Origin of the sequence: Actimicrobium sp. CCC2.4 (assembly GCF_034347385.1) — a bacterium.
Lineage (GTDB): Bacteria > Pseudomonadota > Gammaproteobacteria > Burkholderiales > Burkholderiaceae_D > Actimicrobium.
The window spans coordinates 2,370,443-2,385,476 of sequence record NZ_CP133777.1; the positions used below are offsets into that span (position 1 = coordinate 2,370,443).

General features: G+C 60.8%; 15 protein-coding genes. 5 read left to right on the forward strand and 10 right to left on the reverse strand.

Annotation, left to right across the window (positions count from 1 at the left end; all coding sequences use genetic code 11):
• Positions 1-19: 19 nt before the first annotated feature.
• The gene (gene mfd, locus RHM62_RS11055; RefSeq protein ID WP_322122156.1) at positions 20-3,466 is read right to left on the reverse strand and encodes a transcription-repair coupling factor; all 3,447 of its coding nucleotides are present in this window, start codon (positions 3,464-3,466) and stop codon (positions 20-22) included.
• A gap of 145 nt (positions 3,467-3,611) precedes the next feature.
• On the opposite strand from mfd, the gene ispD reads away from it, so the two are divergent.
• Together ispD and ispF are read left to right on the forward strand one after the other, a co-directional pair.
• Positions 3,612-4,325 carry a 2-C-methyl-D-erythritol 4-phosphate cytidylyltransferase gene (gene ispD / locus RHM62_RS11060; RefSeq protein WP_322125390.1) on the forward strand — a complete coding sequence of 238 codons (714 nt, stop codon included), beginning with the start codon at positions 3,612-3,614 and terminating at the stop codon, positions 4,323-4,325.
• Entirely contained in the window at positions 4,322-4,813 is a 492-nt protein-coding gene (gene ispF, locus RHM62_RS11065; protein WP_322122157.1) for a 2-C-methyl-D-erythritol 2,4-cyclodiphosphate synthase, read from the forward strand. Before ispD ends, ispF begins: the two co-directional genes overlap by 4 nt.
• Positions 4,814-5,117: 304 nt before the next feature.
• Here ispF and hepT read toward each other — a convergent pair whose 3' ends face one another.
• The 6 genes from hepT to ompR all read right to left on the reverse strand — a co-directional run bounded on the left by hepT (position 5,118) and on the right by ompR (position 9,993).
• On the reverse strand, positions 5,118-5,546 hold the full coding sequence (gene hepT / locus RHM62_RS11070) for a type VII toxin-antitoxin system HepT family RNase toxin (protein ID WP_322122158.1): 429 nt from the start codon (positions 5,544-5,546) through the stop codon (positions 5,118-5,120).
• On the reverse strand, positions 5,506-5,949 hold the full coding sequence (gene mntA / locus RHM62_RS11075) for a type VII toxin-antitoxin system MntA family adenylyltransferase antitoxin (RefSeq protein ID WP_322125391.1): 444 nt from the start codon (positions 5,947-5,949) through the stop codon (positions 5,506-5,508). The genes hepT and mntA overlap by 41 nt, the downstream gene beginning before the upstream one ends.
• Positions 5,950-6,030: 81 nt before the next feature.
• Positions 6,031-7,188, reverse strand: a complete 1,158-nt coding sequence (locus RHM62_RS11080; protein ID WP_322122159.1) for an iron-containing alcohol dehydrogenase — start codon at positions 7,186-7,188, stop codon at positions 6,031-6,033.
• 72 nt (positions 7,189-7,260) lie between these two features.
• Positions 7,261-7,824: an MSMEG_1061 family FMN-dependent PPOX-type flavoprotein gene (locus RHM62_RS11085; RefSeq protein WP_322122160.1), complete on the reverse strand. Its 564-nt coding sequence runs from the start codon at positions 7,822-7,824 to the stop codon at positions 7,261-7,263.
• Positions 7,825-7,862: 38 nt separating this feature from the next.
• Positions 7,863-9,224 carry a sensor histidine kinase gene (locus tag RHM62_RS11090; protein ID WP_322122161.1) on the reverse strand — a complete coding sequence of 454 codons (1,362 nt, stop codon included), beginning with the start codon at positions 9,222-9,224 and terminating at the stop codon, positions 7,863-7,865.
• 7 nt (positions 9,225-9,231) lie between these two features.
• Positions 9,232-9,993, reverse strand: coding sequence for a two-component system response regulator OmpR (gene ompR / locus RHM62_RS11095; RefSeq protein ID WP_322122162.1), 762 nt, complete (start codon positions 9,991-9,993; stop codon positions 9,232-9,234).
• Between the two features lie 161 nt (positions 9,994-10,154).
• Here ompR and RHM62_RS11100 point away from each other — a divergent pair, with 161 nt between their 5' ends.
• From RHM62_RS11100 to RHM62_RS11110, 3 genes are read left to right on the forward strand one after another with little or no spacing between them, the layout of a single operon-like run.
• Positions 10,155-10,442, forward strand: coding sequence for a hypothetical protein (locus tag RHM62_RS11100; RefSeq protein ID WP_322122163.1), 288 nt, complete (start codon positions 10,155-10,157; stop codon positions 10,440-10,442).
• 49 nt (positions 10,443-10,491) lie between these two features.
• Positions 10,492-11,967, forward strand: a complete 1,476-nt coding sequence (locus RHM62_RS11105) for a DUF1800 domain-containing protein (RefSeq protein ID WP_322122164.1) — start codon at positions 10,492-10,494, stop codon at positions 11,965-11,967.
• A 20-nt stretch (positions 11,968-11,987) separates the two neighbouring features.
• Positions 11,988-13,157, forward strand: a complete 1,170-nt coding sequence (locus RHM62_RS11110; protein WP_416172254.1) for a DUF1501 domain-containing protein — start codon at positions 11,988-11,990, stop codon at positions 13,155-13,157.
• Here RHM62_RS11110 and RHM62_RS11115 read toward each other — a convergent pair.
• The 3 genes from RHM62_RS11115 to RHM62_RS11125 are packed head-to-tail and all read right to left on the reverse strand — an operon-like array spanning position 13,128 to position 14,893.
• A complete protein-coding gene (locus RHM62_RS11115; protein WP_322122165.1) occupies positions 13,128-13,646 on the reverse strand; it encodes a hypothetical protein in 519 nt (172 codons plus the stop codon). The two genes, RHM62_RS11110 and RHM62_RS11115, sit on opposite strands and share 30 nt — an antisense overlap.
• A complete protein-coding gene (gene arfB / locus RHM62_RS11120; protein WP_322122166.1) occupies positions 13,643-14,059 on the reverse strand; it encodes an alternative ribosome rescue aminoacyl-tRNA hydrolase ArfB in 417 nt (138 codons plus the stop codon). Before arfB ends, RHM62_RS11115 begins: the two co-directional genes overlap by 4 nt.
• Before the next feature lie 24 nt (positions 14,060-14,083).
• Positions 14,084-14,893, reverse strand: a complete 810-nt coding sequence (locus RHM62_RS11125; protein WP_322125393.1) for a Rossmann-like and DUF2520 domain-containing protein — start codon at positions 14,891-14,893, stop codon at positions 14,084-14,086.
• Between the last annotated feature and the right edge of the window lie 141 nt (positions 14,894-15,034).

Sequence of the window (15,034 nt, forward strand, 5' to 3'; positions counted from 1 at the left end):
GGTGTGTCAGCCTGCTGGTTCAGCCAACCAGCGCGCGGATGGTGGTCTTGATCTGCAAAACGCGTGCGGCAAGGTCAGGCATGCTGGCGGTGATGCGCAGCTTGTCCTGGCCATTGAGCTTGATGTGCCGGTTCTTCTGGATCAGTGAAATGATGCGCATCGCATCGATCGGCGGATTCGGCTCGAACACCAGTTGCGCGGCTTCGCCGTGGGCATCGATCTTGATGATGCCGATCGGCTTGGCCAGCACGCGCAGCCGGTGCGTTTCTACCAGCGCTTTGGCCGGTTCGGGCAACTTGCCGAAGCGGTCGATCATCTCTTCCTGCAGGTCGTCGATCTTGTCGGCGTCGTTGCAGCTGGCCAGGCGCTTGTAGAGCGACAACCGCTCATGCACATCGCCGCAATACTCGGCCGGCAACAGTGCCGGCACATGCAGATTGATTTCTGTGGTCGAGGCCAGCGGTGCGGCCAGGTCGGGTTCCTTACCATTACGCAGCGAGCGCACCGCCAGGTTGAGCATGTCCGAATACATCTGGAAACCGATCTCGGTCATCTCGCCGGACTGGTTGTCGCCGAGGACTTCGCCGGCACCGCGGATTTCGAGGTCGTGCATCGCCAGATAGAAACCGCTGCCGAGTTCTTCCATCTGCTGGATCGCGTCCAGCCGGCGTTGCGCCAGCTTGGTCAGGCCGGCCACGTCATGCACCAGCAGATACGCATACGCTTGATGATGCGATCGACCGACGCGGCCGCGCAGTTGATGCAGCTGCGCCAGGCCGAACTTGTCGGCCCTGTGCATGATGATGGTGTTAGCGGTCGGCACATCAATGCCGGTTTCGATGATGGTGGTGCAAAGCAGGATATTGAAGCGCTGAGCCACAAAGTCGCGCATGACTTTTTCGAGTTCTCGCTCGTGCATCTGGCCGTGGGCGACACCGATGCGAGCCTCCGGCAGCAGCGCTTCTAGCATCTGCTTGCGGTTCTCGATGGTGTCGACTTCATTGTGCAGAAAGTACACCTGGCCGCCGCGCTTGAGTTCGCGCAGGCAGGCTTCGCGGATCACGGATTCGCCTTCGCTGCGCACGAAGGTCTTGATCGCCAGCCGCTTTTGCGGCGCGGTCGCGATGATCGAGAAATCGCGCAAGCCTTCGAGCGCCATCCCGAGCGTGCGCGGGATCGGCGTGGCCGTCAGCGTCAGCACATCAACTTCGGCGCGCAAGGCTTTCAGCGCTTCTTTTTGCCGCACGCCGAAGCGGTGTTCTTCATCGATGATGACCAGTCCCAGGCGCTCGAACTTGACGTCGTCCGACAGCAGCTTGTGCGTGCCGATGACGATGTCGAGCGTGCCATCGGCCATTCCTTTCATGGCAGTGTTTATCTCCTTGCCGGAGCGGAAACGCGACAGCTCGGCGATCTTCACGGGCCAGTCTGCGAAGCGGTCGGCGAAGGTCTGCGCATGCTGCTCTGCCAGCAGCGTGGTCGGTGCCAGGATGGCGACCTGCTTGCCACCGAGGACGGCGACGAAGGTTGCGCGCAATGCGACTTCGGTCTTGCCGAAACCGACGTCGCCGCAGATCAGGCGATCCATCGGTTTGCCGCTGGTCATATCACCGATGACGGCGTTGATCGCGGCGGCCTGGTCGACGGTTTCCTCGAAGCCGAAGCTGTCGGCAAAGTTGGCGTAGTCATGGGCCGAAAACTCGAATGCATGACCCTTGCGCAGTGCGCGGCGTGCGTACAAGTTCAGCAGTTCGGCAGCGGTGTCACGGATTTGCTGGGCCGCGCGGCGCTTGGCTTTTTCCCATTGGCCGGAGCCCAGCGAATGCAGTGGTGCGTCTTCCGGCGAGGCACCCGAATAGCGCGAGATCACGTGCAGTTGCGACACCGGCACATAGAGTTTGGCTTCCTTTGCATAGTCCAGATACAGGAATTCGGTTTCGCCTTCGCCGAGGTCCATGCTGACCAGTCCCATGTAGCGGCCGATGCCGTGGTTGCTGTGCACGACCGGGTCGCCGATTTTCAATTCGGACAGGTCGCGCACCATCGACTCGACCTGGGTGGCGGCTTCCTGTTTCTTGTGGCCGACGCGGCGACCCGATCCGGCGTAGAGCTCGGTTTCGGTGATGAAGACCACATTGCCAAGTGCCTCGCCCAGCTCGAAGCCGGCATGCATCGGCGCCACGCCCAGCATCAGTTTGGCCGAGCCTGCGACGAAGCCGGCATAGCCTTCGCACGGCGTCAGTTCGAGCTGGTATTCATTGAAATACTGCTGCAGCGTTTCGCGCCGGCCATTGGTTTCGGCGCAGATCATCACGCGCTTCGCGCTGTACAGCAGATAGCTGCGCAGGTTGATCAGCGGGTCATCGCTGCGGCGATTGACGGCGATGTTGGGCAGTGGCGCCGACAGCTCGGATGGCTCGTCATCAGTGCGCAAAATCCAGCGTCCAAAGGACTTGGTGCGCGTAAAAAATTCTTCGTCGGTCAGGAATAACTGGTCCGGCGGCAGGATCGGCCGTTCGCGGTCGGACTTCAGAAAGTTGTGGCGCGAGCGCGTGTCATTCCAGAAGCGACCGATCGCGCCATCGATGTCGCCGCTCAGTGCAAACGTGGTGTCTTCGGGCAGGTAATCGAACAGCGTGCGGGTGTCTTCGAAAAACAGCGGCAGGTAGTACTCGATACCGGCGGCAGCGATGCCGTTGCCGATGTCCTTGTAGACCGACGAGCGCGACGGATCGCCTTCGAAGATTTCGCGCCAGCGACCGCGAAATGCGGTACGGGCGAGGTCATCCATCGGGAATTCGCGGCCCGGCAGCAGACGCACTTCGCGCACCGGATACAGCGAACGCTGGGTATCGGCGTCGAAGGTGCGGATGGTGTCGATGGTGTCACCGAACAGGTCGATCCGGTAGGGCAACGCCGAGCCCATCGGGAACAGGTCGATCAGGCCGCCGCGCACCGAGTATTCGCCGGGCGACATCACTTGCGACACCGGTGTGTAGCCGGCGAGGCTCAGCTGGGTTTTCAGGCGGGCTTCATCGAGCACTTCGCCCTGCTTGAAAAAGAAGGTATACGCCGCCAGGAACGACGGCGGTGCCATCCGTACCAGTGCCGTGGTGGCCGGCACGATCAACACATCGCACTGGCCGTTCTGCACTTCGTATAGTGTCGCCAGCCGTTCCGAGACCAGGTCCTGATGCGGCGAGAATGCGTCGTAGGGCAGCGTCTCCCAGTCCGGCAGCAAGTGGCAGCGCAGCGCGGCTTCGCCTTCTTGCGCGAACCACGGGATCTCGGTCAGCAGGCGCTGCGCATCGGCGGCGTTAGCCACGACGACGGCCAGCATTTTGTTCTGGGCTTTGAGTGCCGCGCCGGCTTGCGCCAGCACGCATGCATCGGAAGAACCGTGCAAGCCGGGCAGGACGAAGCGGTGGCCCGGTTTCGGAAGGGATTGAATCAGCTGGAATGCCATCGGGGGAGGTGAGTTATTAGCCGGAAAATGGCTCGCCGGCATGGAATTGACACTAAAAAAGTAAGTTGCGATTATAGTCGATGCGTAGTCGAACCGTTTCCACACCGCCGATACCGGCGGCGAACTCTTCCCATAGTGAGTAGCCATCATTACAGTCCGAACTTCTCCTTGTTTTTCGTCACGTTATTTTGCCCTGATCCCCGCCGCCGGCATCGGTGCCCGCATGGGTGGCACGTGTCCCAAACAGTATCTTCAGCTGGGTGCGTTGCCGATGCTGCGCCATGTACTCGATACCTTTGCCGGTGCCGCGGTGATCGCGCACACGTATCTGGTAGTGAGTCCGGACGACGGTTATATCGATGCGTTGCTGGCCGATGCGCCGCACTTGTACGACCGCGTTACGCTGTTGCGGGCGGGCGGCGCGACGCGCCAGCAATCGGTGCTCAATGGCTTGCAGCTTGTGCCGGCCGACGCGCAGGACTGGGTGCTCGTGCATGATGCGGCGCGGCCCGGCCTGACTGGTGCAATGATCGATCAGTTGATCGCTGCGGTGGGCGAGGATGCCGTCGGCGGGTTGCTGGCCCTGCCGGTGGCCGACACGCTCAAGCGCAGCGACGGCGAGCGCGTCGGGCAGACCGTCGCACGGTCGGGTTTGTGGGCCGCGCAAACACCGCAGATGTTCCGTCATGAATTACTGAAAACCGCACTCACTCTGGCGCAGGACGTCACCGACGAAGCCAGCGCCATCGAAGCGCTCGGCCTGCAGCCGCTGCTGGTGCCGGGCAGTACTCGTAATTTCAAGGTAACGCTGGCCGAAGACGCCGCGCTCGCCACTCTCATTTTGAATGGAACACCATGAACACTCCTCCTCCGTTTCGTATCGGTCAGGGCTACGACTGCCATCAGCTCGTCGCCGGCCGCAAGCTCATTGTCGGCGGCGTGCTGATTCCGCACCCGACCGGTTTGATGGGGCATTCCGATGCCGACGTGCTGCTGCATGCCATCACCGACGCACTGATCGGCGCTGCCGCGCTGGGCGACATCGGCAAGCATTTTCCGGATACGGATAAGGCCTTTGCCGGTGCCAATTCGATTGCGCTGCTGCGCGAGATCGCGTTGCGGGTGCATCAGTCCGGCTACGCGGTCGGCAACGTCGATGCCACGATCATTGCGCAGGCACCGAAGATGGCACCGCACATCCCGCAGATGGTGACGATCATCGCCGAAGCCATTGGCATTCCGGCAGGGCGGATCAACGTGAAAGCCAAGACCAATGAGCGGATGGGGTTTGTAGGGCGCGAGGAGGGGATGGCGGCGGAGGCGGTGGTGTTGATTTATCACCGGTAGGGCGGTGTTTCAGCGGCCTTCCGTCAAGTTTCCGAAATGCTTGCTGAAGGCGCATCGGTTTAGCAGGGTGCGGATTTTCTGTTGAAGACCGGAGGTTTAATGTCAGCACTACTTCAATATCTGGCGTATCACCCCGGCAAGGACACGATCCGCAACTTCGCCCCGCTGGTGTCGATGGCGTCGCCGTTGTCGTTGTCGTTGTCGTTGTCGTTGATTTCACTCGAGCGTCAAGGCGTTCCGGTTCAACTGCTTACGGACCTGCTAATGGAAATCGGACTGACTGCCTCCCGCATGAGCGAGCTGCTTAACTTCCCGCTGGCGCTGCATCCCGTAAAAGTACAGTGCTGCTGTAATCCAGAAGTTCATGCAAATGCGTCGTGATGATGCTGACGGTGATGGGTAGTTGCAGAGTCTGATAGTCATGCACGGCGATATCGCGAAAACCAACCATCCGCTTCAGATTATCGGCCAGCGCTGCGTCAATCCAGTTACCTTGCGCCAGCAGCGTAAAAACATCCCGCGCGCTTTGCGGGACGCCTAATTTTTCGCGCCGTATCAGGTGTTGGCCCATGTCTAGCGCCGCTTCGCAGGCGCGCTGAATATTGAGGATGGCGGCATCCTGCCGGGTAAAATCGATCGCAAAGCTGGCGGGATCGCGGGAATATTCCTCGCGTGCCCGCGCCACGCACCGCTCAATGGTGGCGGCTTTGTTGATCAGCACGGCATCGACCATACACTGTTCCTCTTTGTTGTATGTCGGCCAGCAAGCCGGCACGGGCGCTGTCGAGCTCGGTTTTGTCGCTCAGTACGGCCGTTTCGTACAGGGCGCCCTGGCTATCCTTGGACCACCAGCGCACGCCGGTGGTCAGTATCTGGTGTTGCATGACAGTTGACGCTGCACGTAGGTCGAGTAGATCGACTGGACAACCTGCAATGTCGGCCAGGTCACCGGCCAAATCGAACAAGGTCAATGCATCGGCATAGCCGGAGACCAGCATTGCCAGATCGAGGTCGCCTCCCGCTCCTGCAGTATTCTGAGCACGGCTCCCGAAGACATAGACCGCTAGCAGGTCTGGCACTTGGGATTGAAGGGTCCGGACTACGGCTTCACGATGCGTGTTAGTACCTGAATGGATATCTTGTCTGCGGCGAATCAGTTTAAGCGTCGCAGACAAGCTCGGGCAAGACCGTCCGTTGGTCACGCCGAACACTCCAATCTACAAGCTCAGTTCCAGCACCTTCCGGCTCACTTCCAATGTCACATCACGGCGCTCGCCCAGCGTTGTCATCTTGTGCGCGCCGAGTTGCGCCAGCACTTCCTCAACGACTTCGGCCTTCAGGTCATAGTCCGACAAGCGCGTTTTAACACCCATCTGCTCGAAAAATTCCTGGGTCCTGGCGATGGCCGCTTCGATGCGGGTGTCTTCGTCGCCTTCGGTGATTTGCCAGACGCGTGCTGCATATTGCAGCAGCTTGGCGCGCTTGCCTTCCTTGCGCACGCGTAGCATCGACGGCAGCACGATAGCTAGGGTCTGGGCGTGGTCGAGGTTGTAGAGCGCGGTCAGTTCATGGCCGACCATGTGGGTGGACCAGTCTTGTGGGACGCCGGCACCGATCAGGCCGTTCAGGGCCAGCGTGGCGCACCACATGATGTTGGCGCGCACGTCGTAATCATCCGGCGTGGCGAGTGCTTTCGGGCCTTCTTCGATCAGGGTTTGCAAGATACCTTCGGCGAAGCGGTCCTGGACCGGCGCGTTGGCCGGATAGGTCATGTACTGTTCCATCACGTGCGCGAACGCATCGACGACACCATTGCCGATCTGGCGGGTGGGCAGCGTGAAGGTCTTGGTCGGGTCGAGGATGGAAAACAGCGGGAAGCAATGCTTGCTCGAAAACGCCATTTTGGCCTTGATCGATTTGCGCGTGACCACGCTGCCACTGTTCATTTCCGAGCCGGTAGCCGGCAGGGTCAGTACCGCGCCAAAGGGCAGGGCGCTGCTGACGTTGCGACCGCCTTTTTCGAGGATGGCCCATGGTTCTCCCTCAAAGTTCGCTGCCGCTGCGATGAACTTGGTGCCATCGATGACGGAGCCACCGCCGACGGCGAGCAGGAAGGTGATTTTTTCATTGCGCACCAGTTCGACGGCTTGCATCAGATTTTCGTAGCTCGGGTTAGGTTCGATGCCGGAAAATTCATGGAATGTGCGGCCAGCCAGCGCGGCATGCACTTCATCGAGGACGCCATTGTTGCGGATGCTGCCGCCGCCGAACAGCAGCAGAACGCGCGCATCGGCAGGAACAACTTTGGCGAGGTCGGCAATGCGGCCTTTGCCGAACAGGATCTGGGTTGGATTGGCGTAGTCAAAATTTTGCATGCAGGATTCCTTCGAGTGAGTGAACCGCGCGGTCTTCCTGCGCGGTGACAGCTGGCATCATAGACTGGTCGATCACTCTTTGCTGCCGATTTGCGCCTGCAGCAGGTCCGATAGTCCCGGCACCTGCGTGGCGTCGACCGGCCACAGACCGCCGCGCAGAATCGCGCGTGAACACTGCACGAAGGCTTGCTCGACGCGGACCACCAGCACGCTCGTGGGTGGCACACCGTCCAGCGCGAATCGTGCCAGCAAGGCCGGGTCGAGACTGATGCGCGCAGTGCCATTGACGCGCAGGCACTGGTGCACGCCGGGGATCAGAAATAGCAGGCCGATCATTGGATTGGCGATCAGATTGCGCAGGCTGTCAATGCGGTTATTGCCGCGCCGGTCCGGTAGCAGCAGCGTGTGGGCATCGTCGATACCGACAAAGCCGGGCTGGTCGCCGCGCGGCGAACAATCCATGCCGGTCGCACCGCACGTCGCCACCAGCAGGAACGGTGCAGCGGCAATGAAACGCTGGCACACGGCATCGAGATGATTGATCTGCTTGAGGCTGGCGCGCTCACCGGGCAGGCCGTAGAGCGCTTCGAGCTCGGCTATCGTGCTGAGGGTGTGATCGGCGTGAGGATGTGTCATGGATTTTTTCGGTCGAGTCGGTCTGATAAGGCAACGGGTCAGGCGGTTGGTAGCGTGATTTCAATAATCAGGCCGTGGTCATGGCGATTGCGCAGATGCAGTTTACCCGAGTGGCGACGAATCACGCGTTCGACGATGGCTAAGCCGAGTCCCGAACCATTGGCCTGGCCACGCGCGACATCTAGACGCGTGAACGGACGACGCAGCCGGTCCATTTCGGACTCGGGAATCCCTTCGCCATGGTCACCGATTTCAATGAGGACCTTGCCGCCTTCGATGCAGCAGATGATGTCAACATCAGTAAATTCGCCATTGTCCGTTCTGCCGTAGCGGCGGGCATTTTCGATTACGTTGTTAATGACGCGTTTGAGTTCGATCGGGTTGCCCATGGCCGTGATGCCGGCATCGAGATGCGTGGTCACGCGCACGTCGGGCAAGCGGCCGGCTTCCTGTGCCGCGAGTTCCAGTAATTGCGACAGGTCGATTTGTACGAAACTGGCCGTGTCGGTGGGCTTGGCGTAATCGAGGAACTGGCCGATGATGCCGTCCATCTGGGCCAGGTCGGATTGCATGCCGATGCGCGCCTCGTCGCTCAATCTGGCCATTTCGACTTCCAGCAGCATGCGTGAAATCGGCGTGCGCAAATCGTGTGAAATACCGGCCAGTATGACCGCACGATCGGACTCGATCCGGTTCAGGTCATCGACCATGTGGTTAAAACTTTGATTGGCTTCACGTACTTCGAGCGGACCCCGTTCAGGCAGCGGCTCCGGTTGCTGACCCTTGGCAATCGCGCGTGCAGCAGCACTCAGGCGCGCCAGTGGCTGGTTGATCAGGCGCGAAATGAACCCTGCACCGAGCAGCGCCAGCAGCACCGTCACGGCGGCCCAGCCCAGCCACTGGATGCCGGGAGTGCGGTCGATGCGATCGCGGTCGAGCATCAGCCAGTAGTCATCACCGTCGATTTTGAAGCTGACCCAGAATCCGGCGACCTCGTTGACCTTGCGTGCGAAGCGCGTATCCGGTCCCAGTTTGTTGCGGATACGGGTCTGCAGCAAAGGCATCAGCGTGCTGTCGCGCGGCGGCACGATGAGGTCATCGTCTTCCAGCGGATAGACGCGGATGCCCTCGTTGCTGGCGAGGTCAAACAGCAATTCGATGCGCAGATCGGGGGCAGAATGGGTTAGCGCGGCGCGCGTAATCGTGACGACAGAGATGATCTGATTGGCCAGTTGTTCGGCGCGCGGTTCCCGCTCGACCATCCGTAAACTGGCTACCCATGCCGCCATACTGATCATGATCAGAAAAGCCAGTAACACGAAGGTGCGCCAGAATAATCCGCTGCGAAACCAGACCAGCCGGGCCTGATTGTTATCGGGGCGATGCAGGGCGGTGGTCACGGCTGGATCAACGCGGCTGTCCCTCGGGGATAAAGACATAACCGAGGCCCCACACTGTCTGTATATAGAGCGGGCTCGACGGATCGGGTTCGATCAATTTGCGCAGGCGGGAGATCTGGACATCGAGGCTGCGGTCATACACTTCGTATTCGCGACCGCGCGCCATTTCCATTAATTTTTCACGGGAGAGTGGCTGGCGGGCATGGCGGGCGAACACCTTGAGGACGGAAAACTCACCGGTGGTCAGGGCCACGCTGACGCCGCTTTTCTTGAGCGTACGGGTACCGAGGTCAAGCACGAATTCGCCGAACTCGAATGATTGTGGCCGCTCCGATGGCGCACCGGGCAATTCATCCGGTGCCTTGCGCCGCAGAACAGCGCTGATGCGTGCGACCAGTTCGCGGGGGTTGAACGGTTTTGGGAGGTAGTCGTCGGCCCCCATTTCGAGGCCGACGATGCGGTCGACGTCTTCGCCTCTCGCAGTCAGCATGATGATTGGCGTCATATCGCCGGCACCACGCAGGCGGCGGCAAATCGATAGACCGTCTTCACCAGGCAGCATCAGGTCGAGCACCAGCAAGTCATAGCGTTCGCGCAGCCAGAGCTTGTTCATGGTTTGGGAGTTTTCGGCGGTGATGACATTGAAACCTTGTTCGGCTAGATATCGCCGTAGCAGGTCTCGCAAGCGGATGTCGTCGTCGACGACTAGGATTTTGGGCTGATGGCCAGTCGGGGTGGTAGGCGTGGCGGAATTGGGAGTCGTATTCATGGGGGTATGGTAACGTCAGAAATCCGTTTAAAAACCACGAGTTGTGGCGCATTACAAAATATTACACACTTTACGGAATGCACCGGCGATCTACTTGCAAAGCCGCATAGACTTCAGCGTCGTTCCGGCCAGTCTTGCCGGTCCGCCTCTAGGGAAATCAAATGAAAACCGTCCTCGGTACCTGCATTATCAGTCTTGTCCTGGCGCTTAGCGCGACCTTCGCCCACAGCAACGATCGCGAAGACAGCCGCCTGCGTCGAGACATCCGTGGCGAGCAACGTCGGGCGGATCGTGTCGAGCCGCAGGTGCGCGAGGCTCCCCCTCAAGACTCCGCCACACAAGGCGACCAGTCGCGCCGTCGCGGCGAACGCATGAGTGCCGATGACCGTCGGGCACTACGCCGCCAGATCGGCGAAGCCAATAACGACATTACTTCCAAGAAACGCTAATCGCGATACGACCATGCCCGCGTCGACTCGATCTTCCCAAAAACTCCTGATGCTGGCATTGCTCTGGCTTGCCACAGGCCTTGCCTCGGCGCAGCAGCTCGACGACGCGGATGCCCGGTTTTTTCTGCTTCGCACCGGCTTCGCGCCGGACGCTGCCGAGGTCGCGCGCTACAACGGATTGACCCGACGCCAGGCCGTCGAACAAGTGCTGGCCGGCACCCGCACCATCGCCTTGTCGCCTGCGCCGGACTGGACCGACGAAGCGCTCATCCCGTACTCCGAATTCAAAGACAAATCCGACGACGAGAAAAAAGCGCTGCGCGAACTCGAGCAGCGCCATGCGTTTGCGCTGCGCGGATGGTGGTTGCGCGAGATGCTGTCGACGCCGGCACCGCTCACCGAGCGCATGACGTTGTTCTGGCATAACCACTTCACGTCCAGCCAGCAAAAGGTGCGCGCCACCCGGCTCATGTATCGCCAGAATGTGCTGTTGCGCCAGCAGGCACTGGGCAACTTCGGTACCTTGCTGCACGCAATCGCCCGGGATCCGGCGATGCTGCTGTACCTCGATAATTCCAGTAACCGCAAAGGCGCACCAAACGAAAATTTTGCGCGTGAAGTGATGGAGTTGTTCACGCTAGGCGAGGGCCATTACAACGAGCAGGATGTCAAGGAAGCCGCCCGTGCGCTGACCGGTTGGAGTGTCGAGCGCGATACAGGCGAGTTCAGGGCCAGGCCCGGTGCTCATGACAATGGCAGCAAGACGGTCCTCGGCATCAGCGGCAATCTTGATGGTGATGCCATGCTCGACATCCTGCTGGCGCAACCGGCCTGTGCCGAGTATCTGGTCGACAAGCTCTGGCGCGAATTTATCTCTCCAACGCCTGATCCGCGTGAAGTTAAACGCATCGCCCTGCAATTTCGCGATAGTCATTACGAGATCAAGGTCGCCTTGCGCGAACTTTTTCTTGCGCCGGCTTTCTGGGATGTCGCCAATCGCGCCACGCTAGTCAAGTCGCCGGTCGAACTGGTGGTCGGCACGATACGTCAGTTCCATTTCAGTTACGACGATCCGTTGCCATTCACTTTTGCGGTGGGACAGTTGGGCCAGAACCTGTTCAGCCCGCCCAACGTCAAAGGCTGGCCAGGTGGCGATGCGTGGATCAACAGCACGACGCTGCTGGCGCGCAAGTCGGTGCTGGAACGGTTATTTCGCGCCACTGATCCGCAACCGGCGATGGCTTCCGTACGGATGCAGGACGGTGCCAAGCTACCCGGGCAGCAAGCGCTCGGGCGGGAGGGCAGGATCCAGTTCGCCAGCGCCGTGACGATGATCGGTTTCGATCCGCATGCCTGGCTGTCCCAGTTCGCCAGTGACGACATGGCCATTCCCGATGTGCGGCAGCGACTGGCCATCCAGCGTGTCGTGCTGGCGCGGGAGCCGAGCGCGCCAACCAATGCGGCGTTGCGCGGCTCGGCCTATTTGCGCAGTCTGGTGATGGATCCGGTCTACCAATTGAAATAAGAAGTTATCGAAAGCCTGCGATGCAACGACGCGAATTTCTGCACTTTTCTGCCGGTCTGGGTGCTGCCATGCTGGTGCCGCGGTTGGCGCTGGCCGACAGTGCCGCGGCATTTCGCAACCTGTTGATCCTGATTGAACTCAAAGGTGGCAATGACGGCCTGAACATGGTGGTGCCGTATGCCGATCCAGCCTACTACGCGCTGCGCCCGCGCATTGCAATCAAGCGTGATGAGGTCTTGCAACTCGATGCCGCGACCGGATTGCATCCCGCTCTGCAGCCGTTGATGCCGCTGTGGCAGGAGCGGCAACTGGCCGTATTGCAGGGTGTCGGTTATCCGCAGCCGAATCTGTCGCACTTTCGCTCGATTGAAATCTGGGATACGGCGTCGCGCTCTGACCAGTATTTGCAGCAAGGCTGGCTGACGCGCGTGTTTGCCGGCCATCCGACACCGGCGGCGTTCAGCGCCGATGGCGTCATCATCGGTAGCCAGGAACTGGGGCCATTGGCCGGTGGCGCGCGCGCGGTGGCCTTGTCGAGTACCGACCAGTTCCTTGGCAATGCCCGCCTCGCAATGCCGGCCAACACGCATGGCAATGCCGCACTGGATCACCTGATGAAAGTCGAAACCGATATCGTCAAGGCTGCCGATGGAATGAGACCGACCCAGGGTAAGGTCGCCTTCCGGACTGCGTTTCCGAAAGGTGCGTTCGGCGATGTCGTCAGGACCGCCGCGCAAGTAATCGGCAACGGCGAACAAACGGGCAAACCGGTGGCGGTGCTGCGCCTGACATTGGGTAATTTTGATACCCACCAGAACCAGAACGGGACACAGGCCGGTTTGCTGACCCAGCTCGCCGACGGCCTGGTGGCATTGAAATCGGCGCTGGTCGAATTGAACCGATGGGATACAACCGTCATCTCGACCTATTCGGAATTTGGACGCCGTCCGCGCGAAAACCAGTCCGGCGGTACCGACCACGGCACGGCAGCAGCGCATTTTGTGCTGGGAGGGCGGGTCAACGGCGGGCTGCTGGGGGCAGCACCTCAGCTGACCCGGCTCGACGGCAGTGGCAATATCGGGCATGCGATTGATTTCCGGAATGTCTACGCCAGCCTGCTGCGTCAATGCTGGTCGATTGATGGCAGCGACGTGGGGAGTTCAGGTTTTCTCGACCTGGTCCGGGCCTGACGGACGCCGGCCGGCACGGGCTTGTGCGACGGTCACATCGCTTGTTTCGACATGGCCGGGGTCCCAGCCGAGCTTGACCGCGGCATGCCAGTCGCTGGCGGCGACGGCGCGGTCGATTGCCTGCGCCAGCGCCCGTGGCAAACCCCAACGGATGCCGGTGCGCAAACCCGCTTGTTCGGCTGCGGCGGCAAGCTGCAACAGAAAGACCGGTGACGCCGACTCCGGCGCATCATCATCGAGCACATCGACTGCCAGCGCCGCAGGGTTGCCGTCGGCATCGGTGACATTATGAAAACCGAATTTCAGCTTGGAATACCCATTGCGCCAGGCCCGCAGTTGCTGCTCCGGCGAGCGCCAGGCATCCTGGCAGCGCGGATGCCAACCGGCCGCCTCCAGTGCGGTCAGCATCGTGTGTACGCGCAACCGGAATCCCGGATGCAGTTGCTGCAGCCGTTCGGCATTGCGCTGTTGCCGCGCCTCTTTGTTCACTCCCGCACTTTCCCGCGCAAGGCTTTGACTGCGCCACGTCCGGTCTTTGCATCGACGCGTTTGCGCTGCGAACTGCGCGTCGGTTTGGTTGCGCGGCGCAAGGTCTGCACGACCAGCGCTTGCTGGATCAGTTCCTGCAACCGGCGCAAGGCTTCGGCCTTGCTTTGCTGCTGGCTGCGTCCGTGTTGTGCCTTGATGATGATGACGCCGTCGCGGGTGATGCGCTGGTCGTTGAGTACCAGCAAGCGCTCGCGGCAATATTCCGGCAGCGATGACGCGGTGATATTGAAGCGCAAATGAATCGCTGTGGCGACCTTGTTCACGTTTTGTCCGCCCGGACCTTGAGCACGGATCGCGGTCAGTTCGATCTCGCTCAAGGGCAGACTCAGGTAATCAGTAATTTCCAGCAGCATGGCGCTCAGTTCGTTTCGGTATCGTCATCGTGTTGCGGCCAGTCTTGTCGTGGCGGCGGCAAGTTGTTCGTAAAGCTGACCGTAGCCGGTATCCCACTGTTGCACTGCGTCCAGTTGCCGCGCCACCGTGGCGACGTCGCCGCGGGCGATGGGGCCGGTGAGGGCGGCGGCCGGTCCGAGCCGGAACACGTTTTCAGCCGACTCGCGCGCCAGCGGCGTGAGTAGTTCCAGCGCCACCCCGGCCGGGATACCCGCAGCGACATAGGCTTGTTGCGCCACCGCCAGCACACTCACCAGATAGTTCGAAGCGAACACGGCTGCCGCGTGATATAGCGTTTTTGATTCTGCGCGTATCGGAATCAGGCGCGCACCAATGCGCTGCAAAAGCGGTGTCAGCAATGCTAACGCCACGGCGTCTCCTTCGACCCCGCAACAGGTGCCATCAAAGCCCGCCGCGACCGCCGCCGGATCAGCAAAGCTGCGGATCGGATGCACGCTCGCCACCGCCGCACCCGTTGCAGCCACTGCATGCAACACGTTTGACGCTAGCGCACCGCTGCAGTGGATCACGACGCTGTCCGGCCCGGTCAGTCTGCTCGCCGCCAGGCGCTTGCTGCATGCGGCGATCTGGTCGTCCGGTACGGCCAGTACAAATAACCGGGCCGGCGCGAGTTGTTCGATCGCCTCCACCGGCCTGCCGGCACCGACGAAATCTACTGCCTCCTGTGCGCTGCGGATTGTGCGGCTGAGTAGGTCTGTAATGACGGCGGCACTCTTGTCGTGGCAGACACGGGCCAGCGTTTTGCCGACGCGGCCTGCGCCGATGATGGTCATCGATATGGGGGGAAGTGCGTTCAATCCGGTTCCTGAAAAAAGAGGTATTGCGCAGTGTAGCCCAGCAAGGTGGAACCGCCGTTCTGTCACGAACAGCTACCTGCAAGAGCATCACTCTCCATTCGGACCTGAAAATCGAAC

What these genes read in the sequence shown, in the direction of transcription:
- mfd (WP_322122156.1), bottom strand. Translation starts at nt 3,466, where the DNA reads ATGGCATTCCAGCTGATTCAATCCCTTCCGAAACCGGGCCACCGCTTC.
- ispF (WP_322122157.1), top strand. Translation starts at nt 4,322, where the DNA reads ATGAACACTCCTCCTCCGTTTCGTATCGGTCAGGGCTACGACTGCCAT.
- hepT (WP_322122158.1), bottom strand. Translation starts at nt 5,546, where the DNA reads ATGGTCGATGCCGTGCTGATCAACAAAGCCGCCACCATTGAGCGGTGC.
- RHM62_RS11080 (WP_322122159.1), bottom strand. Translation starts at nt 7,188, where the DNA reads ATGCAAAATTTTGACTACGCCAATCCAACCCAGATCCTGTTCGGCAAA.
- RHM62_RS11085 (WP_322122160.1), bottom strand. Translation starts at nt 7,824, where the DNA reads ATGACACATCCTCACGCCGATCACACCCTCAGCACGATAGCCGAGCTC.
- ompR (WP_322122162.1), bottom strand. Translation starts at nt 9,993, where the DNA reads ATGAATACGACTCCCAATTCCGCCACGCCTACCACCCCGACTGGCCAT.
- RHM62_RS11100 (WP_322122163.1), top strand. Translation starts at nt 10,155, where the DNA reads ATGAAAACCGTCCTCGGTACCTGCATTATCAGTCTTGTCCTGGCGCTT.
- RHM62_RS11105 (WP_322122164.1), top strand. Translation starts at nt 10,492, where the DNA reads ATGCTGGCATTGCTCTGGCTTGCCACAGGCCTTGCCTCGGCGCAGCAG.
- RHM62_RS11110 (WP_416172254.1), top strand. Translation starts at nt 11,988, where the DNA reads ATGCAACGACGCGAATTTCTGCACTTTTCTGCCGGTCTGGGTGCTGCC.
- arfB (WP_322122166.1), bottom strand. Translation starts at nt 14,059, where the DNA reads ATGCTGCTGGAAATTACTGATTACCTGAGTCTGCCCTTGAGCGAGATC.
- RHM62_RS11125 (WP_322125393.1), bottom strand. Translation starts at nt 14,893, where the DNA reads ATGACCATCATCGGCGCAGGCCGCGTCGGCAAAACGCTGGCCCGTGTC.